Source organism: Blautia parvula, from assembly GCF_020215665.1.
Taxonomy (GTDB): Bacteria; Bacillota; Clostridia; order Lachnospirales; family Lachnospiraceae; genus Blautia; species Blautia celeris.
Genome location: NZ_CP084061.1, coordinates 1190284 through 1214973 on the forward strand (window position 1 = coordinate 1190284; position 24690 = coordinate 1214973).

At 49.6% G+C, this 24690-nt stretch carries 14 protein-coding genes; 7 read left to right on the top strand and 7 right to left on the bottom strand.

What is annotated here, in order from left to right:
- Positions 1–101 precede the first annotated feature (101 nt).
- Positions 102–2192 carry an elongation factor G gene (locus tag LC508_RS05700; RefSeq protein ID WP_033140343.1) on the bottom strand — a complete coding sequence of 697 codons (2091 nt, stop codon included), beginning with the start codon at positions 2190–2192 and terminating at the stop codon, positions 102–104.
- Positions 2193–2460: 268 nt separating this feature from the next.
- Between LC508_RS05700 and LC508_RS05705 the strand changes: the two genes are divergently transcribed.
- The 4 genes from LC508_RS05705 to LC508_RS05720 all read left to right on the top strand — a co-directional run bounded on the left by LC508_RS05705 (position 2461) and on the right by LC508_RS05720 (position 7340).
- Complete coding sequence (locus LC508_RS05705; RefSeq protein WP_033140344.1) at positions 2461–3558, top strand: prephenate dehydrogenase; 1098 nt, start codon at positions 2461–2463, stop codon at positions 3556–3558.
- A gap of 9 nt (positions 3559–3567) precedes the next feature.
- Positions 3568–4839: a 3-phosphoshikimate 1-carboxyvinyltransferase gene (gene aroA / locus LC508_RS05710; protein ID WP_103732035.1), complete on the top strand. Its 1272-nt coding sequence runs from the start codon at positions 3568–3570 to the stop codon at positions 4837–4839.
- 24 nt (positions 4840–4863) lie between these two features.
- Complete coding sequence (locus tag LC508_RS05715; RefSeq protein WP_033140346.1) at positions 4864–5430, top strand: TetR/AcrR family transcriptional regulator; 567 nt, start codon at positions 4864–4866, stop codon at positions 5428–5430.
- 140 nt (positions 5431–5570) lie between these two features.
- Positions 5571–7340 carry an oleate hydratase gene (locus LC508_RS05720; RefSeq protein ID WP_103732036.1) on the top strand — a complete coding sequence of 590 codons (1770 nt, stop codon included), beginning with the start codon at positions 5571–5573 and terminating at the stop codon, positions 7338–7340.
- Positions 7341–7401: 61 nt separating this feature from the next.
- Here LC508_RS05720 and LC508_RS05725 read toward each other — a convergent pair whose 3' ends face one another.
- Both LC508_RS05725 and LC508_RS05730 read right to left on the bottom strand, forming a co-directional pair.
- Positions 7402–8913: an HAL/PAL/TAL family ammonia-lyase gene (locus LC508_RS05725; RefSeq protein ID WP_103732037.1), complete on the bottom strand. Its 1512-nt coding sequence runs from the start codon at positions 8911–8913 to the stop codon at positions 7402–7404.
- A 75-nt stretch (positions 8914–8988) separates the two neighbouring features.
- Positions 8989–11175 (bottom strand): BTAD domain-containing putative transcriptional regulator, encoded by a 2187-nt coding sequence (locus LC508_RS05730; RefSeq protein WP_158587325.1) that lies wholly within the window; start codon positions 11173–11175, stop codon positions 8989–8991.
- A 141-nt stretch (positions 11176–11316) separates the two neighbouring features.
- Here LC508_RS05730 and LC508_RS05735 point away from each other — a divergent pair, with 141 nt between their 5' ends.
- From LC508_RS05735 to LC508_RS05745, 3 genes are read left to right on the top strand one after another with little or no spacing between them, the layout of a single operon-like run.
- Positions 11317–11808 carry a (2Fe-2S)-binding protein gene (locus LC508_RS05735; protein ID WP_103732039.1) on the top strand — a complete coding sequence of 164 codons (492 nt, stop codon included), beginning with the start codon at positions 11317–11319 and terminating at the stop codon, positions 11806–11808.
- Positions 11795–14041 (top strand): xanthine dehydrogenase family protein molybdopterin-binding subunit, encoded by a 2247-nt coding sequence (locus LC508_RS05740; RefSeq protein ID WP_103732040.1) that lies wholly within the window; start codon positions 11795–11797, stop codon positions 14039–14041. Before LC508_RS05735 ends, LC508_RS05740 begins: the two co-directional genes overlap by 14 nt.
- A gap of 12 nt (positions 14042–14053) precedes the next feature.
- Entirely contained in the window at positions 14054–15016 is a 963-nt protein-coding gene (locus LC508_RS05745; RefSeq protein WP_158587326.1) for an FAD binding domain-containing protein, read from the top strand.
- Between the two features lie 73 nt (positions 15017–15089).
- Here LC508_RS05745 and LC508_RS05750 read toward each other — a convergent pair whose 3' ends face one another.
- The 4 genes from LC508_RS05750 to LC508_RS05765 form a co-directional block, all read right to left on the bottom strand.
- A complete protein-coding gene (locus tag LC508_RS05750) occupies positions 15090–16499 on the bottom strand; it encodes a GntR family transcriptional regulator (protein ID WP_103733209.1) in 1410 nt (469 codons plus the stop codon).
- Between the two features lie 108 nt (positions 16500–16607).
- The gene (locus LC508_RS05755; protein WP_118594091.1) at positions 16608–19778 is read right to left on the bottom strand and encodes a response regulator; all 3171 of its coding nucleotides are present in this window, start codon (positions 19776–19778) and stop codon (positions 16608–16610) included.
- A gap of 225 nt (positions 19779–20003) precedes the next feature.
- On the bottom strand, positions 20004–23354 hold the full coding sequence (locus LC508_RS05760) for a response regulator (RefSeq protein WP_103731650.1): 3351 nt from the start codon (positions 23352–23354) through the stop codon (positions 20004–20006).
- Positions 23351–24628 carry an ABC transporter substrate-binding protein gene (locus LC508_RS05765; RefSeq protein WP_103731649.1) on the bottom strand — a complete coding sequence of 426 codons (1278 nt, stop codon included), beginning with the start codon at positions 24626–24628 and terminating at the stop codon, positions 23351–23353. The genes LC508_RS05760 and LC508_RS05765 overlap by 4 nt, the downstream gene beginning before the upstream one ends.
- Positions 24629–24690 lie beyond the last annotated feature (62 nt).

Here is a 24690-nt window from a genome sequence, read left to right on the forward strand (position 1 = left end):
TTAGGGAACAGTTTACCATGAGAAAAGGCGGGTTACAAGTTTTTTTCATGAAAAAGCCCCGGAAAACCGAATCTTTCAGTTTCCGGGGCAAAAATATCTGATTATTCGTTCTCTTCCGCACTTGCGCGGGCTGCAATCTCTTTCTCCTGGATATCAGAAGGAGCCTGCTCATAGCGTGAGAATTCAAAAGCGAAGTTACCGCTTCCGCCTGTCATGGAACGCAGGTCTGTGGAGTATCCATAGATGGACAGCATAGGCACATCTGCCTCCACCACGGTGCATCCCTTATGGTCCGGATCAGGATTCATGCCCAGCACACGGCCGCGGCGTTTGTTCAGATCTCCCATAACATCACCGGTGTATTTATCCGGAACGGTTACCTTCATGGATACGATCGGCTCCAGCAGAACCGGTGAGGCTTCCATGAAGCCCTTCTTAAATGCCTGGACAGCGGCTGTCTTGAACGCCATCTCAGAGGAGTCTACCGGATGATAGGAACCATCATAGAGCACAGCCTTCACACCCACTACCGGATAGGCAGCCAGAGGTCCTTTTATCACAGAGTCCTGAACACCCTTCTCCACTGCCGGGAAGTAGTTCTTGGGAACTGCGCCGCCCACTACGATCTGCTCAAATACATAAGGCTTCTCCAGATCACCGGAAGGCTCGAATGTCATCTTAACGTGACCGTACTGACCATGTCCGCCGGACTGTTTCTTATATTTTGCTTCCACATCGGCTTTTTTGCGGATTGTCTCGCGGAACGGAACTCTCGGTTTGGAAAGTTCAATGTCCACTTTATAACGCTCTTTCAGTTTGCTCACCACAATGTCAAGGTGCTGCTCACCGATCCCGTAGATCAGTGTCTGGCGGTTGGCGGAATCATTCTCCACACGCAGAGTCAGATCTTCCTGCATCATCTTGGAGAGGGCCTGGGAAACCTTGTCATCATCGCCCTTGTTCACCGTATTATAGCGTTTGTATGTATACGGAACGGAAATCTCGGTCTTGCCGAATACGATGGGTGTGCTCTTTGTGGAAAGGGTATCTCCTGTAGCTACGGTGTTCAGTTTGGCAATGGCACCGATATCGCCTGCGTGGAGTTCCGGCACCTCAATGGGTTTGGAGCCTTCCAGCACGTACAGTTTATTTAATTTCTCTTCGGAATCCTTGGTCGCATTGTATAAGGTGTCATCGCCTTTGATAACACCGGAGCAGACCTTGACCAGGGAATATTTACCCAGGAACGGATCCACAATGGTCTTGAACACGTATGCAGATTTTGCTTTTGCAAAATCATAGTTCGCCTGGTAAATCTCATTTGTCTTGGCATTCATGCCTGCGCATGTCTTCTGATCCGGACTTGGGAAATAGCCGCAGATATCATCCAGCAGGTTGGCAACGCCCTGCACGTTCACCGTGGAGCCCATACATACCGGGATGATGCTGCCGTCTGAAATATTCATCTTCAGGGCGGCGGAAACCTCTGCCACGGAGAATTCTTCCCCTGCAAAGTAGCGGTCCATGAATTCCTCACTGATCTCCGCTACGGATTCCATCAATGTGTCATGATACTGCTCCAGATAATCCTGCAGATACTCAGGAACCGGACATTCTTTTTTCTGACCTCTGTCGATGTATCTTCTTCCGGCCTGTTTCACGATGTTTACATAGCCTACGAATTCTTCATTCTCACGGATCGGCATATGGATCGGCGCGATTTTCTTTCCGTACAGTTCTGTCAGGCTTTCCACTACTTTTCTGTAGCTTACATTGTCCACATCCATCTCTGTTACAAAGAACATGCGGGGAAGATTGTATTTTTCACACATCTCCCAGGCTTTCTGTGTCCCTACCTGTACGCCTGCTTTACCTGAAACCACAATGATCGCTGCATCGGCTGCTGCAACTGCTTCCTCCACTTCCCCTACAAAGTCGAAATAGCCCGGGGTGTCCAGTACATTGATCTTTACTTTCCCCCATTGAATCGGAACCACAGATGTCGAAATTGAGAATTTTCTTTTAATCTCCTCTTTATCATAATCACTTACCGTGTTACCATCTGTTACCTTTCCCAAGCGGTTCGTAATACCTGACAAGTAAGCCATTGCCTCCACCAGACTTGTCTTTCCGGCACCGCCATGACCGAGCAGGACCACATTTCTTATTCTGTCGCTTCTGAAAACGTCCATATGTAATACCTCCCAATTTTTGATATGTATATATTTTACTAAAAAGATAGCAACAATTCAAGTATTTTATTCAAATTAGACAAGAAATTTTTCTCTTTTATTGGTCAAAATTACAGTGCAACGCTTTAAAGCGCAAAATCGTTGACAATTGGCGCTCCTTGTCATAAAATAATACTGTTTGGCGGACACAAAAACCCGCTGTTTATTAACGACAGAAGCTTCGCTGCAGGTTTTCTGTTGTCACAATAAGAAGAAGGAGCATATTTCAATGGAAACAACTACGATTGGCTTTATTGGTCTCGGTTTAATCGGCGGTTCCATAGCCAAAGCCATCCGGAAATTTCATCCGGAATACCAGATTCTGGCCTACAACCGGACCAGGGACACTTTGGAGGACGCCGTCTTTGATGGTATTGTGGATATTGCCTGTGATGAGCATGATTCCAAATTCGCCCTCTGTGATATCATTTTCCTATGCGCCACCGTGGACTATAATATAGAATGTCTCCCCTGGCTGAAGCAGATCATAAGGCCGGGCTGCATTCTGACTGATGTGGGAAGTGTGAAAGGTGAGATACATAAGGAGATCACCGCGCTCTCCATGGCCCCCAATTTTATCGGCGGACACCCCATGGCGGGAAGCGAGAAGACCGGCTATGAGCACTCCACAGACCATCTGATTGAAAATGCTTACTATATCCTTACTCCTTCCGAGGAGGTAGGGCTTGATAAGATAGGGGTCTACACAGAGCTTGTGACTTCCATCGGCGCCCTGCCTATGATACTGACCTGGGAGGAGCATGACTACATTACCGCCGCGGTCAGCCATCTCCCTCATGTGGTGGCAGCTGCCCTTGTGAATCTGGTGAATAAACTGGATTCCCCATCCGAACATATGAAGTCCATTGCCGCGGGGGGATTTAAGGACATTACCAGGATTGCTTCCTCCTCCCCCCATATGTGGCAGCAGATCTGCATGGAAAACCCGGATAACATTTCCCAGGTCCTGGATGAGTTCATCCGCCTGATCGTACAGGCAAAATATCTGGTGGACCAGCGGGACGGGGAAGGCCTGTATCAGATGTTTCAGGATTCCAGGGAGTACAGGGATTCCATAAGCGACACCTCCAGCGGCCCGATCAAGAAAGAGTATGCCCTCTACTGCGATATCATTGATGAGACAGGTGCCATTGCCACCATCGCTACCATCCTGTCCATGAATAATATCAGTATAAAAAATATCGGCATTATCCATAACCGTGAATTCGACGAGGGTGTATTAAAGATCGACTTCTATGATCAGGACGCCCAGAAAGAAGCTGCAGAACAGCTTGGAAAACGGAACTACATCATATATGAACGTTAGGAGTCATCCATGAAATTCAGAAAGACAGAAGCCTTAAAAGGCGAAGTTACCATACCCGGAGATAAATCCATCTCCCACCGCGCAGTTATGCTGGGAGCCATCTCCCGGGGAACCACAAGGATCACCAATTTTTTAAGAGGGGCGGACTGCCTCTCCACCATTGCCTGCTTCCGGAAAATGGGCATCTCCATTGAAGAATTCCCGGAAGAGATCCTGGTGCACGGAAACGGTCTCCACGGCCTCCATGCGCCGACAGATATTCTGGACGTGGGCAACAGCGGAACCACGGCAAGACTCATCTCCGGCATACTGGCCGGACAGTCCTTTGAGAGCACACTGACCGGAGACGCCTCCATCTGCAGGCGCCCCATGAAACGGATCATCACTCCCCTCTCCATGATGGGCGCGGATGTTAAAAGTCTTCGGGAAAACGGCTGTGCTCCCCTTGCGATCCGTGGCAGCCGGCTGCAGGGCATCCATTACGAATCCCCTGTGGCCTCCGCTCAGGTAAAATCCTGTGTTCTTCTGGCAGGGCTGTATGCGGATAAGGAGACAAGCGTCACGGAACCCTATATCTCCAGAGACCATTCCGAACGTATGCTGGCAAGCTTCGGCGCGGACATAAAAACAGAGAACTGCACCGTGACCATACAGCCGGAGCCGAAGCTTACAGGACAGGACGTTGCCGTGCCGGGAGACATCTCCTCCGCCGCTTATTTCATCGCTGCCGCCCTTTTGGTGCCGGGTTCCGAGCTGCTGATCAAAAATGTGGGCATCAATCCCACAAGAGACGGCATCCTCGGCGTATGCCGCCGTATGGGCGCTGACATTGCCATCCTGAACAAGAGGGAACACGGCAGGGAGCCGGTGGCAGATCTGCTGGTCAGACACAGCGCGTTAAAAGGAACTGTCATTGAGGGGGCTGAGATTCCCACACTTATCGATGAACTTCCCGTCCTTGCCGTGCTGGCCGCCTTCGCGGAAGGCCGCACCGTCATCCGGGACGCGCAGGAACTGAAAGTCAAGGAATCCAACCGTCTGGATATTCTGGTACACCATCTAAGCGCAATGGGCGCTGACGTCACAGGAACAGAGGACGGAATGATCATCCGGGGAGGACGGCCGCTTCACGGAGCTGTGCTTGAAAGCCATCTGGACCACCGGATCGCCATGTCCTTTGCCGTGGCCGGCATAGCGGCAAAGGGCGAGACAGAGATCCTGCAGGCAGACTGTGTGGATATCTCCTACCCGGGATTTTACAGAGATCTTCTGGAAAGATAAACACACGCAGGAAAGGAGCGGAATATGTCGCAGACTACCAAGCGGGCCCTTGCCCAGTCCCTGAAACATCTGATGGAACAAAAACCCCTGGAAAAGATAACCGTGGTGGACATTTCGGAAGACTGCGGTGTGAACCGCCAGACCTTTTACTACCATTTTCAGGATATCTATGACCTGATCGAATGGATCTACATCAATGAGGCAGAAAAACGGCTGGGGGAAAAGACCACATATGACACCTGGCAGGAAGGCTTTCTTCAAATCCTCTCCTATATACTGAACAACCGGAATTTTGTCAGGAACACATATCATTCTGTCAGCCGGGAATACCTGGAACATTTTCTCTTTCAGCAAATGTACCGCCTCCTGCTGGGCGTTATCGAGGAAAAAGCAGAGGATATGGCTGTCCGGGACGCGGACAAACAGTTCATTGCGGACTTTTACAAATACGCCTTTGTGGGTCTGGTCTGTGAATGGATCGAGAACGGCATGAAGGAAAAACCGGAGGCCATGACTGACCGCTTAAGCCTCTTAGTCCACGGCACCATCACCGGGGCGTTGGAACGGTTCCGGACAGATAAAAAACATTAATCTTTTATACACTTTATGCGCAGTGTCAAAACTTTTGACACTGCGCATTTTCTGTTTATAGCATTCTTTTCTCTCTCCGTTTATAGTAAAGACAGATAAAAAAACAAATAATGATTCCTATCAAACAAGGAGGTATTCATATGTATTACAGCAATGGAAATTATGAAGCATTCGCACACCCGGTAAAGCCTGAGGGCGTTGACCGCAAATCCGCATATCTGGTCGGTTCCGGACTGGCTTCCCTGGCAGCCGCCTGCTTTCTGGTGAGGGACGGGCAGATGAAAGGGGAACACATCCACATTCTGGAGGAGTTGTCCCTGCCTGGCGGCGCCTGTGACGGCATTCATGATGCCCAGAAAGGTTTTATCATCCGGGGCGGCCGTGAGATGGAAAACCATTTTGAGTGCCTCTGGGACCTGTTCCGCTCCATCCCTTCCCTGGAAACAGAGGATGCGTCCGTTCTGGATGAATTCTACTGGCTGAATAAAAAGGATCCAAACTACTCTCTCATGCGTGTCACCGAGAACAGAGGTGAGGATGCCCACACAGACAATAAATTCGCCCTCAGTGACAAAGCCGCCATGGAGATCATGCAGCTCTTCTTCACAAAGGATGAAGACCTGTACGACAAAAAGATAAATGATGTCTTTACAGAGGAGTTCTTCAAGTCCAACTTCTGGCTCTACTGGAGAACCATGTTTGCCTTTGAGGACTGGCACAGCGCCCTGGAGATGAAGCTGTATATCCAGCGTTTCATCCATCACATCGGCGGCCTTCCCGACCTGTCCGCCCTGAAGTTTACCAAGTATAACCAGTATGAATCCCTGATCCTCCCCATGGTAAAATATCTGGAAGCCCACGGGGTCCACTTCCAGTATGACACCAGAGTGACCAATGTGATCTTTGACATCACTCCTGAGAAAAAGGCTGCCCGGAAAATTCTGATGATCCATAATGGGCAGGAGGAGTGCATTGACCTGCTGGACGACGACCTGGTATTCGTCACCAACGGAAGCTGCACGGAGAACTCCAGCCTGGGAGATGATGACCATGCCCCTGTGTTAAACGACACTCCCGGCGGATGCTGGGAACTGTGGAAGAACATAGCGGCCCAGGACCTCTCCTTCGGCAATCCCGACAAGTTCTGCAGCGAGACAGACAAAACCACCTGGGAATCCGCCACAGTCACCACACTGGATGACAGGATCCCGCCCTATATCCAAAAAGTCTGCAAACGTGACCCCTTCAGCGGCAAAGTGGTGACCGGAGGCATTGTGACCTGTAAGGACTCCTCCTGGCTCATGAGCTATACCCTGAACCGCCAGCCCCATTTTAAAGAACAGCCAAAAGACCAGCTTGTAGTCTGGGTCTACGGCCTGTTCACGGATGTTCCCGGGGATTATGTGAAAAAGCCCATGCGGGAATGTACCGGAAGAGAGATCACGGAGGAATGGCTGTACCATCTGGGCGTTCCCGTGGAAGAGATACCGGATATGGCAGCTAACTCCGCCCGCTGCATTCCCTGCATGATGCCCTATATCACAGCCTTCTTCATGCCCAGAACAGCAGGTGACAGACCCAAGGTAGTACCGGAAGGATGTGTGAACTTCGCATTTATCGGCCAGTTCGCGGATACAGTAAGAGATACGGTATTCACCACAGAATACTCTGTGCGGACAGCCATGGAGGCGGTCTACACTCTTCTGGATGTGGACCGGGGTGTTCCGGAAGTCTACGCCTCCTGCTATGACATCCGCGCGCTTCTGGATGCCACTTCAAAAATGCTGGACGGTAAGAAAGCTATCGAGATGAAAGTGCCCTGGATCATGAAGCTGGTGGAAAAGAAAGCCCTGCGGAAGATCTCCGGCACTGTGATCGAAGATCTGCTGAAAGAATACAACGTTATCTAAGACAGGCAGGAGGCAGGTGAATCCATCACCTGCCTCCTGTTTTCCCTGCCGCTTCACAGGACTATAGCCATCCTCCTGCCTTCAGCAGTGTATTATTTTTTACCGCCTCGTAAGAATTCTGAATATCCACGGACAGCTTCCTGTCCCGATCCAGAAACGGAACGATCTTCCGGTACTCCCTGAATGCCTTTCCGGAACATTTCCCCAGCTTATAATTTCTCCTGAGATCTACCGCCTGGGCAGCGTGCATCAGCTCCATTCCCAGAATATATCTCAGATTATCCACGATCTGAAAGGACTTTTCCAATGCCAGAACCGCGTTGGAAGCATGGTCCTCAATATACCCGGACAATGCCAGGAAATCCATGGAAGAAGGATTTGCCAGAGACCGGTTCTCTGTGTCCAGAGAGGTAAACGTCTTCTGGATCGTGGAATATCCGATGACCGTCTTGCCCCCGTCAGGAGATAAAAACCGGGGAAGCCCTGTAAAATCAGGGTCAGCCAGCTTCAATATCCTGTGGCACGCACCCTTTGACATATGGTTCAGGGCTATATTCAGCATCTCTGCCTTCAGCACCAGATTCAGAGGCTCAAAATTACAGCTCACGGATACCCGCCCCTCATCAGGAAGGACACAGGGATTGTCATCCGAGTGGTTCAGATGCTGCTCAAGGCTCATCTCCAGCAGTCTGATGCATTCCAGTATGGACCCGTTTATAAAAGCGGAATCCCTGAAGCTTAAGGGGTCCTGGAGAGCCTTGCCCTCTGTGCCGTCAAAGAGATAGCTGCCCTCCAGCATAGCCAGACATTCCCGGGCGCATTCCGTCTGTTCCGGAAATCCCTTTGCCTCTGTCACACTTTTGTCAAGCTGCTGAATCTGTCCGTTCAATCCCTCCAGGCCAATACAGTAAATAAGATTGGAGTTGGCTGTCAGCTCTTTTACCTCCTTCAGAAGAAGGGCTGTCATGGCCGCCGCCTGAGAGTTGGAGGACACGATTCCGAGACCGTCCTTCGGGCCGAGGACCAGCGGCTTCAGTCCCTCCGTTTCCATGGCTTTCAGGCTGTCTGTGGGCCGGCCTTTATAGAGCACATCATTTTCTCCGATCATGGACATGCCGATCATGGCATTGACCGCCAGGTCAGCTTCCCCCACAGAACTCCTTCTGGGAACCAGGGGATGTATCCTCTTATTCAGGAAATCCCTGTAGCGCTTCAGCACCTCCGTGGAAAGCCCTGCACAGCCATACAGAGCTGTGTTCAGGCGGATCAGCATGACAGCCCGTATTTCCTCCTCCGTACAATACGGAGGTACGCAAAGAGAATGGGAACGCAGAAGGTTTTTATTATACTGGTCAAAATACTCATTGTAGACTTTCCTGTCCTTGTTCCATCCTACCCCTCTGTTTGTCCCGTAAACAGGCGTTTCCGAGTCCACCATCCGGTATAGGACATGCTTTGCCTTTTCCGCCCGTTTCAAAGCCTCCTCTGAGATTTCCACACAGGCCCCGTCATATACCACCTCATAAATCTGGTCCAAGGTAAGGCTGTTTCCATCCAAAATAATTTTCTCCATCGTGTTCTCTCCCATTCTGCCAGCACTGCCGTGCTGTTTTTCTGAAAATATAAGATATTTTCATCTAAATTTTGTTTAAAAAATGCAGAATTGGTCAAGATATTTTCTTTCCCATAGGGATGGGATTTTTGCCTGTTCTTCTTTTTCACTAAATGCCTGTCTGTTTTCTTCCAGCCTCTTCCTGCACCTGCAGGGACAGGCGCTGCTCTTGGTAATCAGACTGATGATCCTGATGTAGAGACATCGTTCAAAGGGGTCCCTGCTGTATACAGCAGACTGCCCGGCTTTTTCCAGGTACACTGCCCCGCCCTCAAAGTCTCCCTTTCTGAATAACAGAACCGCTTCATAGGAATAGGCACTGCTTCTTTTAAACATTACGTGGAGATGTTCAAAGCTCTGCACAGCGGCTTTTATATACCGCTCCGCCATCTTGTCATTTCCTGTATCAAACAGTCCTTTCCCCATATGAAGGTAGAGCAGGGTCTTGCCGCTGATATTATGGACATTGGCGTTGATATCCAGAGATTTTCTATAGTATTCCATGGCACTGTCATAATCCTTTGTCAGCCTGCCAATCTCCCCAAGCCAGCTGTATGCCACCGCAGCATTGGCCCCCCATTCCTCTGCCCACTCTTTACTCAGGAATATCTCTGCTGCCTGAAGCAGCTCCTGACGGCCTTTTTCCATTTCCCCTTTAAGGATATAGCCAATTCCCAAAAGCCGCTTCCAGAATCCCTGTTCCGCAGATGTATCAGCCGCCCGATTCACACCCTCACGGCTCAGACAAAGCAGTTCGTCTGCCTGGTAAGTGTCCATACAGATAAATGCCTTCTGCTTCAGAATCTCTTCTGTTATGCCCTGCAGCTCCTCCAGCAGCCTGATGTATTCCCAGGATCTTTCGTAGTCCGGTATCTTCACATAAGACTGCACCAACATGGTCAGATAAAGCTCCAGCCGGTCCTTTTCAAAGCTCTCCGGGTTGACAGACTCTTTATATGCTTCCACATATTTTTCCATCTGTTCATAGATGAATGCAATCTGCTTTTTATTATTGAGGTAGGTTTCCGTATTATACATCACATCATAATTGTGCAGCACCGGAAAATACTGGTGGGCGATCGTCAGATATCTGCTCAGATATTCTTTCAGGTAAAAATCTGATTTTTCTCTGTCCTGGCTCTTAAAATAGTGGTAGCTGATCTTAGGCAGAATATCCTCATTTTTCCCCAGAAAAAACTGCTTTTCAAACCTCTTCGCCATGAGTCTGTGGAGACTCTTTCTCTTTGTCAGGCTGAGGCTTTCATATACCCTTTTCCTCTCCTCCTCAAGCGGAAAGGAATAATAAATTCTGCCGGACTCCTCCTCCTCCTGAATGATACCCCGGCGGACAAGAGATTCGATTCCCTCCACAAACAGGTCTTCCTCAATATCGGAAAAATATTTTAATTTTCTGTATTCCGCCCTGTCACAGAACATGGATATCCATTTTAGCAGGGTTTCACATATTTCTGACTGGATTTCCTGCTTGTATAACCTCGGCTTTTCTCCCTCGGGTACACTTTTCCTCTCTTTTGCGCTGCTGATTTTCTGCCACAGCCTTGTTATCTCCTCTCCGGGCACCTCATCCAGCTCCTGTTCCAATATATACTTAAGCTCCCGGTAAACCATTTCCGCACGGTTTTCCTGGCCTTCTTTTTCGTATAATCTCATGAGAAGCTGATAGTATTTTTCGCAGAACTCATCCATGGAAATGAGATTTTTGCATATCTCCTCACACAAATCCAATCTGCATTTCTCTCCGCCCAATTCCTCTTCTGCCAGGGAATAAATTTTCTCTGCAGTCTCAACTCTTTTCTGACGTATAAAACTTTCAAACTGGCTGCTCTCTTTTACTTCAAAATGATCCAAATACCAGAAATTTTCCTTACCGGAAAGGATTTCAAGATTTCCTTTCATCTCTTCCAGATCGATCCACAGATCCGCCTCCGGGTTGATCTTAAGCTGCTGCCTTCCGTCTGTGATCAGAAAATCCTTCCCAAAGGCTTTTCTGATATGATAAAGGGCATTTCTGTAGTTTCTGTTGGCCTTTTCTTCGTCATATTTGTCTCCCCAAAAGATGTCTTCCAAAATCTGCTTATTTTCATACCCTTTGGTGACCAGATAATAAAACATGCCCTCAGCTCTTCCATAAGGAAACAAATATCTTTTCTTATTTATATAAACTCTGGGGGGTCCTAAAAGAAAAACTTCTACTTTCTCCATGCCATCCTCTCCCTTTTTGTTTTGCACACTTCTTTTATTTATCATAGGCAGACAGAGGCGATTAGTCAACAACACTTTTTTAACAAAACTTCAACAAATATATTCCATAATAGAAATAAAAAAGCAGGAGGTATCCGTTCTATGAATTATTTTACTATTACTCTCACCATCAACCGGGAAACCATGGTTTTTTCCGTCACGGAGGAAGACACGCTTCTCGATGTCATCCGTGAAAAAGCAGGGCTTACGGGCACCAAACAGGGATGCGGCTGCGAACAGTGCGGAGCCTGTACCGTGCTTTTAAACCACAAGGCTGTAAATTCCTGCTGTATACTGGCGCTGCAGGCAGACAATGGGGTAATTGAAACCATTGAGGGCCTGGAATCACCGGAAAAACTTCATCCCATTCAGCAGGCTTACATAGAAGAAGGTGCTGTACAGTGCGGATTCTGCACACCGGGCATGATCATGTCCACAAAAGCGCTTTTGGATCAGGTTCCAAACCCTGATACTTCCCAGATTCGGAGTGCGCTCTCCGGAAATATATGCAGATGCACCGGCTATACCAAAATTGAGGCAGCCGTAAAAAATGCAGCCCGGAAATTAGAGGAGGTATCCCATGAATCCATATAAAATCGCAGCACACAAAATCCCAAGACACGAATCTGCCGCAAAAGTTACCGGAAAAGCTCTTTATACCGATGATCTTTCCCTGCCCAAAATGGTTTACGGCATGATCATCCGAAGCCCTCACGCCCACGCACAGGTAACACACATTGATCTGACGGAAGCGGAAAAAACCGAAGGATACATAGGGGCCCTTCTTCCGTGGGAGGTTCCCGATACCTTTTATAACTGCTCCGGAACTCCTCCGTCCCCGCTGCTTATGAAGGATGAGAAGGTACTCACCACGCATCCCCTCTGTGTAGGAGACCGTATCCTGGCAATTGCAGCCCGTACGCCCCAAGCGCTTTTAAAAGCAGCGAAAGCTGTGCAGATCAGCTACACCATTCTGCCTTCCGTACATACCATAAAGGACGCTTTAAGGAAGGATGCTGCCCCCATCCAGCCTCATATCTCCAAAAACAATATCCTGGCCGTAAGAGAAGCCTGTATGGGCGATACCCAAAAAGGCTTTGAAGAGGCTGACTATATTTTTGAGGATGACTTCCACACTCCGGCCACACAGCATGTGGCTATGGAACCTACCTCCTGTATCTGTGATTTTTCCGACGGCAGGACATTAAATATCTGGAGCAACTCCCAGACCCCTTACCAGGAACGCAGGATCCTGGCAGAACTGTTTCAGATGGAAGAAAATGACATCCGTATTGTGAAGCCTGTTATGGGCGGAGGCTTCGGCGCCAGGCAGCAGCTCCATAACCAGCCAGCCGCTGCCCTGCTGTCAAAAAAGATACGAAGGCCGGTAAAACTCATTAACACCAGGGAGGAAGAGATGTACGCCTCTGTTGTCCGCCACGAGATGCAGACACATTTAAAATTCGGTGTGACAAAACAAGGGATTTTGACTGCTTTCCAGACAGAGTTTTATCTGAACGCAGGCCCTTACACCACCCACACTCCCACTATTGTGGCTGCAGCCAGCAGAAAATTCCAGTACAGGATTCCCAACTACCTCTTTAACGGGTACACTGTAGCTACCAACGGCCCCACTGCAGGCGCCTTTAGGGGGTATGGCAATTCACAGCTCACCTTCGGGCGGGAGCTGATGATGAGCCGGATCGCCAGAAGGCTGCACCTGGATCCTGTGGATTTCCGGCTGCGCAACCACGTCAAGACCGGTGAGAAGTTCCCCGCCGCTGCCTCCGCTGTCACAAGCTGCGGTATTGAAAAATGTGCCCGCCGCTGCCAGGAGATCCGGCGGGAGATCGACGAAAAAGAAGGTCTGGCAGATAATGAGGATATCCGGCAGGCATGGGGCGTATCCTTTGCCTGCCATGGCTCCGGCCCCTCCTCCAAGGAGGGTATGAGCTCTGCCGTCATACTGGTAAGCGATGACGGCGGCATCCGCCTGATAACCGGTTCTGCCGATATCGGACAGGGCAGTGAAACCATGCTCTCCCAGATTGCCGCGGAGTGTCTGGGCATTCCCCTTTCCCATGTTAAGATCACAGCGGCTGATACAGGCATTACCCCTTACGATACAGGAACCTTCGGCAGTTCCCAGACGTATGTAAGCGGAAATGCTGTAGTGCTGGCCTGTCAGGACGTGATCCTAAAACTGACGGATGCTTTATCAGACTGTTATGACAGCGCAGATATTACGTTCGGGGAGGATAAAAAATTCCATATTCCTTCCGAAAATCTGTGTCTGACCTTAGAGGAGGCTGCCCATCAGGTAGTATTCGGTATAAAAGGAGCCGTGATCATCGGAAACTCCAGCTATAAAGCAAAAGAAAGTCCCAATCCCTTTGCTGTCTGTATGGTAAAAGCGGAATACGAAAAGAAGACCAACAGCATTATCCTGCGGCACGTGATCGAGGTGGTGGATGTGGGCACCCCCATTAATCCCCTCACAGTCATCGGCCAGATTGAGGGCGGTGTAGCACAGGGTGTGGGCTACGCTCTGACAGAGGCTTTGGAACACAGCCGCCATGCAGGCAAGGTGATCTCTTCAGACCTATTGACATACCGGGTCCCCCTCATATGCGATATGCCTGAAATCCACGGAGAATATATAGAAAATTTTGAACCCACCGGCCCTCTAGGCGCCAAAAGTGTAGGCGAGCTGACCACCGTACCCGTAGCACCTGCCATCGCAGATGCCGTATCCCAGGCATCCGGCAGAGAGATCAATAAAATACCACTGTCTGAATTTTTTTTCATAAAACCAAACAAAAAGTAAGGAGCGATGACCATGTATTATAAACCGAAGACATTGAAAGATGCGCTGTCCTGCCTCTCTTCAGAATCCCCTGTCATCCTTGCCGGCGGAACCGATCTTATGCCGCTTGTAAAAAATGACTTAAAGCCCTCCGGAAACTATATGGATATCACCCACATTCCGGACCTCTGTGCCGTGCAGAAGACATCCGAGGGCTGGTTTCTGGGTGCTGCCGTCACCATAAGCGGGCTTTTGGAAAACGCTGCCCTCTGCGGTACCTATCCCGCTCTTGCCCGGGCTCTCAGCGTCACGGCATCCCCGCAGATAAGGAATATGGGGACCATAGGGGGAAATATCCTTCAGGACAGGCGCTGCCTTTATTTTAACCAGTCTGCCTGCTGGAGAAGCAGCATAGAAAAATGCTTTAAGACAGGGGGAACCCTGTGCCACCAGATTCCCAACTCGCCTGTGTGCCGCGCCCTTTATTACTCGGACCTGGCTCCTGTTCTGCTCCTCTATGAGGCTCAGGCCCGGATGATTAAAAATGGGGAAAAACAGCAGGTTCCCATAGAGACTTTCATTCATGACCATACCGGCAGAAACGGAACCACGGAAAGGCCGGATTTTCTTCTTGAAGGTTTCTTTCTCCCCTTCCCCCGGAAGGGATACCGAAGCAGCTTTGAAAAGATAAGCATAAGAGGCTCTGTTGATTTTCCTACTGTCCATTTTGCAGGCGCCTTTCATCCGGAGACAAGGGATACACGGCTGTTTGCAGGCGCCGTGGCTGAATCTCCCGTAGAACTCAGTGACACGGAGGCTTTTATCAAAGCCAATCAAAATGCCGGCCTTGACCAGACAGCGGATACGGCAGTAAAAGAACTGCTTGCCAGGGCAAGACTGATCAAAGAAGCCACCATCTCCGTAAAAGTAAAAAAAGATTCCTTTCAGAATATCCGCACTTTGCTTAAGACTTTGATCTGTCAGCCGGAACCATAAGCTCCCGAATCTTTGTATACAAAAGCAGAGGGCAGATGAAAACTTTCATCTGCCCTCTGCTTTCCATTCCGGATCATTCCTCTTTTTCTGCCGTCAGGTGTCTTTCCAGCCTGAAACGCATAATTTCCTCCTCATGCTTTAAAAGGGATTCCCATTCCAGGGAAAACGCTTCATAATCCTTTCTGACCAGTTCTTCGGCAGCCCTCTGGATCCGTTCTTCATATTCCTCATGCAGGGAACGCTCCTGCAGCCTCAGCATGGTGAAGGGATATCCCCAGGCAAGCATCTCTCTCATTTTCCCGTAACACTCCCGCACAATGGAGAGAGGACACTTTTCCTCAATGAAAAACAGGCATGTTTCAAAGGAATAAAAGCTCTTTCCCTTCCTCTGCATCTTGACAAACGCCTCCTCCAGCCAGCGTCTGTCCTCCTCGCTGGTATGCTGCAGCGTATAATAAGAGATTCGGCGTATGGTGAGAGCCAGTATCTGCAGGCTTTCCAGATACAGACGCATACTTTCCCTGATCTCCGGTCTGGAAAAGTCCATGGACCGTACGATTTTGCAGATCTGTGTTCCTTTTCCCTGATAGGATTTTGTCAGTCCCAGACTGTTCAGAAGGCTTAAAGTACGGCGCACCGTGCTGACAGATACGTCGTATATCTCCGCCATCTTAGGCAGAGACGGCAGATAATCCCCCGCAGTATACACACCCCGGTTGATATCCCTGATCACCAGAGACACCATGGTATAGCAGAGCTGCGGCCGCTGTCTGTAGATACTGCAATAAAAGGGGACCTGCTCTGCCCCTTCCGGAAATACCGCCTTTTCATGCTGCCGCAGAAACGCCTTGATATCCTTCACCGCGTCAAAATAAAACGCAGCGTACTGTTCATGCAGCCAGGTCACCACCTGTTCCCTGTTATTCTCCGTACCGGTATAGCGCGCCGCTTCTTTTTCTTCCCGGTTCACCAGATAGGGGAATCGTACATAGCCAATGATCTCCCAGTAGAAATTCAGGGCCATCCCATTGCCCATGCCGTGAAGCACCAGATAATAAAATTTCACCGGCATGGACACCGCGCCGCTTAAGGGGGATGAAAGCGCATCCATAAACCACTGCCACTCCTTTTCGCCGCATTTACGGACACCCTCCTGCCAGAGAGGCTCTAACAGGAGTTTCCCTGATTCACACAGCTCCTGGATACCTGCCTCCCTTGGAGCGAAATACTTCACCGCATTTTTCCTAAGCTCCTCCGGGGTGGTCCTGTAAATGACTTTCGCCGTTTTTCTGGCGTCTACCCGGATCAATCCCTTCTTCTCAAGCAAAGTGAGCGCGTTTCTCACCGTCGCGGGAGCCATCTGGAAAACATCACAGATTCTGTTGATGGACGGCAGGCTCTCCCCGTATCTATAATATCCAAAAAGGATCCTGGCTTCATAATATTCATAAACCAGTCTGTAAATTCCACTTTCAAGCAACATAATTCTTCACCTCAATGGACTATTCTACCATAAATCCCTGCCGTCTGCAAACAGGCGGGACAGACTTAAAAACACCTCGCGGGACAGTGGTGTGTGAACATGTGCCCCCTATTCTTCCTTTCTGAAGATAAAGTCATACAAGGTCTGAAAAAGCCTTGCCGGGTCTATGGGTTTTGCCAGATGGGCATTCATGCCGGCAGCCTTGCTCTTCTCAATATCATCGTCAAAGGCATTGGCTGTCATGGCAATGATCGGAATGGTCCTGGCATCCGTATTGCTGAGATGGCGGATATTGGTAGCTGTCGTCAGGCCGTCCATGAGGGGCATCCGGATATCCATCAAAATGGCATCATAATACCCTTTTTCGGATTTGCTGAACAACTCCAGAGCACGCAGCCCATTCTCCGCAGTGTCCACAGTAAATCCCTTCCCCTCCAGCAGCATAACCGCAATCTCTGTGTTCAGAGGATGGTCCTCTGCCAGAAGTACACGCTTCCCTGTGAAATCATAGTCCATGTCCGCTTCTTTTTTCTCTTCCTTCTCCTCATCCTTTTTCCCCAGTGCCCTGGAGAACGCAGAGATCAGGGAGGATTTGAACATGGGCTTGCTGATGAGCAGATTCACGCCGGCCATCTTTGCCTCATGTTCAATGGAACTCCAGTCATATGCCGTCATAATGATGATTGTCACCTCAGGCCCTACAATGCTGCGGATACGCCGGGCTGTCTCAATCCCGTCCATCTCCGGCATTTTCCAGTCTATGAGTATCATGTCAAAATATTTTCCGTCATTCCACAGGTTCTTTACCCGGTTCACTGCCTTTAAGCCGCTGTCCGCCCACTCCGCAGATATTCCCATTTCCTTCAGGGTGACCATGGCGCTCTCACAGACTGCCACGTCGTCATCCACAACCAGAGTTTTGAGGTGGGAGAAATTGTAGTTCTGCTTCCTCTGGTTGTGATGCAGTTTCTCCTCCTCTGTGATTCCGAGTTTCACATCCACTGTAAATTCAGAGCCGATTCCTTTGATGGAACGGATTATGATACGCCCGTCCATCATATCCACAATGTTTTTGGATATGGCAAGCCCAAGCCCTGTCCCTCCGTAAAGGGCAGTCGTGCCTGTACTCTCCTGGGAAAATGGTTCAAATATATGGGGAATAAATTCCTCATTCATCCCCACTCCGGTGTCATTGATGACAAAGCGGAGGACCGCATCGTTTTTCGTCCTGCGCATCTGGGCCGCCGAAAAGGTCACTTTTCCGCCCTCTCCGGTAAATTTAATGGCATTGGAAAGGATATTGATAAGCACCTGCTGCAGCTTCATGGCATCTCCCATGTAATAGTCGTCCAGCACCGGGTCCACAATACACTCGTAATCCACGCCCTTGGCGGCTGCCTGGGCATGGCAGATGGAGTTGATCCCGTTTAGAAATTCCTCTGTGGGTATCTTCTCATTTTTCAGCAGCATCTTGCCGCTCTCGATCCGGCTCATATCCAGAATATCATTGATCAGGGACAGAAGGAACCGGGACGATATGCCAATCTTGGCAATGCAGTCTGCCACCTGCTCATCATCCCCTATGGACTGGGCCGCAATGGTGCTCATGCCGATGATGGCATTCATGGGTGTGCGGATCTCGTGGCTCATACGGGAGAGGAAATCCGACTTGGCCGCATTTGCCTGCTCCGCGGCAACCAGGGCTGCCGCCATCTCCTCCTTCTGCCGCTGCTCCTGGCGCACCACGTCTGTCACATCTGTTCTGGCCAGACACGCCCGCCCCAGTTCCCTGTCTATATAGAAGACCTCACAGCGCTTGACCCGCTGTTCCCCGGCTTCATTTTTCATCTCCACAATAAAGGAGTAGGATTCGTTCTCCTCAAGCTGCTCCTCCATATAGCTGTATTCCAAATGCTCCAGATAATATCTGCTGACTTCCTCCTCCATCACCTGCTCTGCCATTTCCTTTACTTCCGCCTGAAAATACCCGTTCCTGGGAAGTATTCCGTATGCCCGTTCATCAAAGGAGATCAGATGATACCGGTCACGGCGCAGATCAATGTCCGCGATGAGTTCAAAACCGAGATCTGTTATCTTTTTCAGAAGCTGTTCCTGCATCTTCTGCTCTGTCACGTCAAACGTATAAAAAAAGACAATGATATCACCGGACTGGGGATTCAGGTAGGAGCGGAAGCTGGTATTGCTCCAAAACACGCTTCCGTCTTTTCTTCTCCTCAGAAATTCAAATTTGTAATCCACCTTTCCCGCACTGTAGTCAGCCAGCACTTTCTCTCTATCAAGGGCACTGCTGATCTTTTCGCCGTACTGCCAGTCCACGGCAGACTGGGCCATATTCTGCACGGTCTCCTCAAAGGTGGCTCCCACATGGGTGATGGCGTCATCCAGGGCCGACACATAACTCTCCACACAGTTTTTTGTCACATTCATCCGGCCGCGGAAATTTTTCTCGGAGGATGACAGCTCTGCAAAATAAGCCATCTCCTTTTCAAACAATTCCCTGGACCTTTCCTGGTTCTGCTTTTCCTCTGTGATGTCCACAAATACACAGTAAAAATACTGCTCCCCTGACTTTTCAGTGATGAGCTGGGCCTTAATGGAAATCCATTTGACAGAACCGTCCTTACAGATCAGACGGTTTTCATTATGTATGGTACTGCCGTACTTCAACTGTTCTCTCAGCTTTCCGGCCATAATTTCCAGATCATCGGGATAAATAACAGAAGACATCCTGTTGCCCATAGCGGCAAATTCCTGCCTGGTATAGCCCAGGAACTCAAAAAGACCGTCATTCGCTTCAATGACGGAAAAGAATTCGTCAAACCTGCAGCGGAACACCGCACCCGGAATATTATTATAGATGTGCAGAAGTTCCTCATGGCTTCCTCCTGTATCTGAGAGGCAGATATTCCGAATCTTCCACTGTTCCTCCTTACGTTCCAGTGTAAAATATCCTCCCATCTGCCAGGCATATACTTCACTTTTCAGCTCCAGCCTGCAGAAAAGGCTTAAGAGCACATCACTCAAGGGCTGCTCATATATGACAGTAACTGCCGGATAAAAAGCATGCTCTGCTTTCCCGGTATCTCTGCGGATATAATCCAGCATTTCCTGTTTTCCGTGAGCATATTCTCTGTCACCGGCTCCCACAAAGCGCACGTCACTGTCCAAAAATTCCGCCGCCCTTAAAGGCTCCCCCAGCGCAAACCAGGCATTACAGAATTCTTTTACTGTCTGAGCTGCATCTATTTTCTTTCCCATTTATCCAATCCTCTCATTACAGCAGTCCTCCTGCTGTTTGTCTCTTTTGCCTGTTGGCTTTATCTTAACACTTATCCAAATCATTGTAAACTCTGCATTTCAAGCGCTGCGCCTGCACTGCCCAAAAAAGGAGAGTCCTTCTTTCCGTACCACGGACAGCAGGCTCTCCTTTTTTCATACAGTGCGTAAACAGGCATGCTCCCCTGCAGACTGTACATCCGGTTTTCAGTCTTCCTCCCCCAGATACTGATACAGCAGCTTATCCAGTGCCTCAATATCTATGGGCTTTGCAAAATGGGCATTCATACCTGCCTGGGCAGCAGCCTGTGCGTCTTCAGCAAAGGCATTGGCTGTCATGGCTATGATGGGTATCTTTATGGCATCCGCACGGTTCATCCTGCGTATGGCCTTTGTGGCCTCATAGCCGTCCATCCGCGGCATCTGGATATCCATCAGTATCATGTCATAATACCCTTCCTTGGAATCAGCCACCATCTGCACCGCTTCCTCACCGTCACACGCCTCCTCTATGACAGCTCCTGATTCCCCGATCAGTTCGCGGGCAATCTCCCTGTTGATCTCATTATCCTCCACAAGCAGAATCCTCTTATCTGCGTAATCCACGGAAAGCACGGGACGCCTGATCTCCTGCTGCGGTTTTTCCCCGCTCAGTTCTCCGAGAAGGCCACACAGCTTTGCATGGTAAAAGGGTTTTGCCAGGAATGCCGTGACACCGGCCTCTCTGGCCTCGCGCTCTATCTCAGACCAGTCATAGGCGGTGAGCACGATCACCGGTGTGTCTGCCCCTATGACTTTCCGGATACGGCGGGTAACCTCAACGCCGTCCATATCCGGCATCTTCCAGTCCACGATCACCAGGCCATAGGGATCTGCCGACTTCTCCGCCTGCAGCACATAGTGCACCGCAGTGTGCCCGTCCGTGACAAATTCAGCACGAAGTCCCATGTCATCCAGAAGTTCCGCCGCGTTTTCACAGATCATCCTGTCGTCATCCACCATAAGGCAGCGCACGCCGATCCATTCCCGGGGTACTTCCTCCTCCCCGTCCTCCTGGAGTTTTAAGGGAAGTGTCACCGTAAATACGGAGCCTTTCCCCGGTGTACTCTCAACCCGGATGCTGCCATTCATGAGATCCACCACGTTCTTTGTGATCGCCATTCCAAGCCCGGTTCCCGTAACCTTGCTGCTTGTGGAATCCTGGGCACGCTCAAAAGGCTGGAAAAGTCGTTCTATGAACTCCTCCTTCATGCCGATTCCTGTATCGGAACAGCAGAACACATAATTCAGATACCCCTTGCGGGCCCCGGCCTTCTGTGTCACGGTTACATGGATACTTCCCCCTGCAGGCGTATATTTTATGGCATTGGAGAGAATATTGATACATACCTGCTGGACCCGCAGGGGATCCCCGATGACCTTCTCATTTTTCAGCTTCGTAAGGCTTACTTCCATGGTCAGCCGGCCGGCATCCGCCTGGGGTTTTAAAAGCTCTGTCAGTTCTGATAAAAGCTCAGCAAAGTCAAAAGGCTCATATCTCAGAGAAAGCTTTCCGCTCTCTATCTTTGACATATCCAACACGTCATTGATCAGACTGAGCAGATGCTTGCTGGACAATCCTATTTTTTTCAGACACTCCGCAACCCGGTCCCTGTCATTTAGATGGGCTGCAGCGATAGCGGCCATACCAACAATGGCGTTCATAGGTGTCCGGATATCATGGCTCATATTGGACAGAAACTGACTTTTTGCCCTGCTGGCAGCCATGGCATTGTCAAGGGCGCTCTGCAGTGCCTGGCGCTGCTGTTCCTCCTCATGACGCTGCTCGTCGATCCGGCGGGAGATGAGGATTGCCAGCTTATCCTCCGAATAGGGATTATCCACATGGATGATCTGTGTGGATGTCCAGTGGTAGACCTCATCCGTAAGCCTCTGCCTGGCTTCTAAGAATATCTCCTTTTTCTCCTCCAGTATCCCTCTTAAGTTCTTAAGGGCAAACCGCTTGATATAATCGTTCAGACTCTCCTCATGTATGGTGGACAGCATATCTTCAAAAAGCTCACTGTATGTTTTCTGTTTTCCGATATTTAGCTTCAGCGCCGGGTCTATATACACAAAACCAAGCGTGTCCCGGGTAAGATTGATCCGGATGATCACAGGATAGGCATTGGAGATTGCACCCACAAGAGTCAGGCGTTCCTGAAGTTTTTCCCTCTCCTCCGCCTCTGCCCTCAGCTTTTCATCCGTTACATCGTGAAACGTTGCGATCAGAATGGGATTTTCATTTTCATCCAGGGTTCTCTCCACGATTCCACCGGCCCAGAAGTAGCTGCCGTCCTTTTTCAGCACTCTGTTTTCAAAGATATGCTTGTTGTCTCTGCCCTCGGATTCTTCTGCGGGCATGATGACCTGCTCATACTCATCCGGATGGATGATCTCCCGAAGGCTGATACCTTTCGGTGCATTATTGGGCGCATTGTCAGGGTAAGCCAAAAGCCGCAGCCCTTCCCGGTTAAGGGACATCAGGTGATAGGGCTTCTCCACGGTCATAAGCGCAACACCCTCGGGAATGGCATTGTACAGATGTCCGATGTAATTGGCCTGGCTTCTCAGCCTTTTGTTTGCCTTGTTCAGATGCCGCAGATAAAATGCCACCAAAAGGAAAATCCCGGCCAGTATGTTTATGATCAGCACCATGGAGCGCATCAGGATAACATTGGTCTGGGCGTCCACCACATGCTTTGGTATAATGGAGATCAGATACCAGTCTGTATTCAGTTTCAGAGGTGTATAGCTGAAAACCGTGTCCTCCCCCTGATAGTAAAATACCGCCCATCCGGTGCGGCGTTCCCCCAGAGACTGCCTGAACTTGGCAATACTGTCCTCCTCATTTTTGGACACGGGGAGCATGTCAAACAGATTCTGCACGGTCTTGTTGCTGTTCGGGTGAGGAGATCGTATGAGCACATCCCCCTGTGTATTGACAATATAAGAAAAACCGGCGTTGTTGTAGAAGGACAGACTGAAGCTGTCTATGATACTCTCCACCTCATACTGCTTTACAAGATATCCCGTGGTGCCATCCTGAAGGCTTACCCGGACAAACAGTTCAAAGACATTGACACCGGTAACACTGCTGATATGAGGGTCCAGAATTCCGGAAGCCATATCCGTGTCCTTAAGCTCTGTCTCCACGCTCTCATCCTTCCCCGACCCTTCAGGGAGGCAGGTGCCGTCAGACAGATACAGTTGTACCCCGTCTTCTATCTCACTGTAATTCCCTATAACTTCAGCCAGTTCTTTTGTCTGCTCCCTTTTGTATTCTTTCAGGTAACCGGCTATGGTGTCCATGGACTCATAATTTTTCTCCAGCTGAACTTTCAGTGTGCCGCATCCCTGCTGTGTACTCTCCATGATCGTGTTGATGGACTGTTCCCAGAGCTGCTTTTTGACCCCCTGCACAAAGAGAAAGGTAAGGAGCAAAAGGGCCGCGCCCACAACGAATGCAGCCAGTGCTGTCTTTTTTCTGATGCCGGAAGTTTCATTCTTCTGCTTCACTGCAATCCCCTTTCCTCTCTGTTCTGTTCATCCAGCCACTCCATGGTCTCAGAAAGCGTCTCCCCTGAAAGCAGTTTGACTGAAACCTCTTTCGTCCACTCCCATATGGGAAGTTCCAGCATACCGTCTGTTCCCAATACCGTCCTTCCTGACTGGTAACAGGGGATCAGGGGCTGGATTTCCTGGACAGATGAGGGGCTTCCCTCTTTCAGAGGACTGAAGGAGGATTGCTGGTCCGCGAATTTCTGGATATTGTCCGGCCTTGTAAAATAATCCACGAATTTTAATGCGGCCTCCATATGCTCACTGTCCGCGTTCACACTCAGCCTGGTATCCGCATTGATGACCAGAAGGGAACCATCCTCAAGCACCGGATAGGGATGCACTTCAAAGTCAAATTCCGGCTTTCTGTTCTTCACCCTTGTGGCAGCCCAGGCTCCGGTCAGCATAAACGGGGCTTCTCCTCTGACAAACTCCGTCAGATCGTCTGAGGTCTTGTTTGTCTCCAGAGCACTTGCCCCGTCAATATACCCTTTTTTGAGAAACGTCTCTGCCAGGGAAAAACCGGATGAAAGATATTCGCTGAGCATTGCCTTTCCCTGATTGAGTTCACCAAACACCTCCGCCTGGCTGCCGTCCCGGTATGCAGAATAAAATACTTCTCCGATGGCCAGTGTCTTTAAAGAGATGTCATTGTTGGCGATCACAGGTGTGATACCCTCTTTGACAAATGCATCACAGACCTGTTCCCACTCCTCAAGATTTTCAGGGACTTCCTGCTCATGGTCCTTTAAAAGAGTCAGATTACAGTACAGCCCAAAGGCAGAAACCGTGGTGGGCAGCCAGAAAATACCCTCTTCATCTTCCATCTGGCTCCGCATGATATCCGTATAGCCGGACACAGCATCCAGAGCGGACAGATCCGCCAGTTTCCCTTCCTTCTTCAGCTCCAGCACGGCATCATGGTTCACCATAAACACATCATCCCCTTTGCCGGCATCCATTCTCTTTTTCAGAGCCTCAAAATATTCACTTCCCTTCAGACTCTCATATGACACACGGATATCCGGATTCTCATCCATGAACCCGGATATGATCTCTTCAATCACCGTAACGTTTTCAGGCTCATATTTGTTCCCGAAAAAGGTTATGGACGTCATATTTTCGGGCAGATCCTCATAATTTGTAAGCATGTTCTTTTCGCCGCATCCGCCAAGCAGAAAAACTCCGGCCAAAGCTGCTGCCGGGAACCGTGCCTGCATTCTTCTCTTCATTTTATTCTGCACTCCTTTGCTTCCTATACGGTGTAACTCTGTTCACATGTATTTCATTTTAG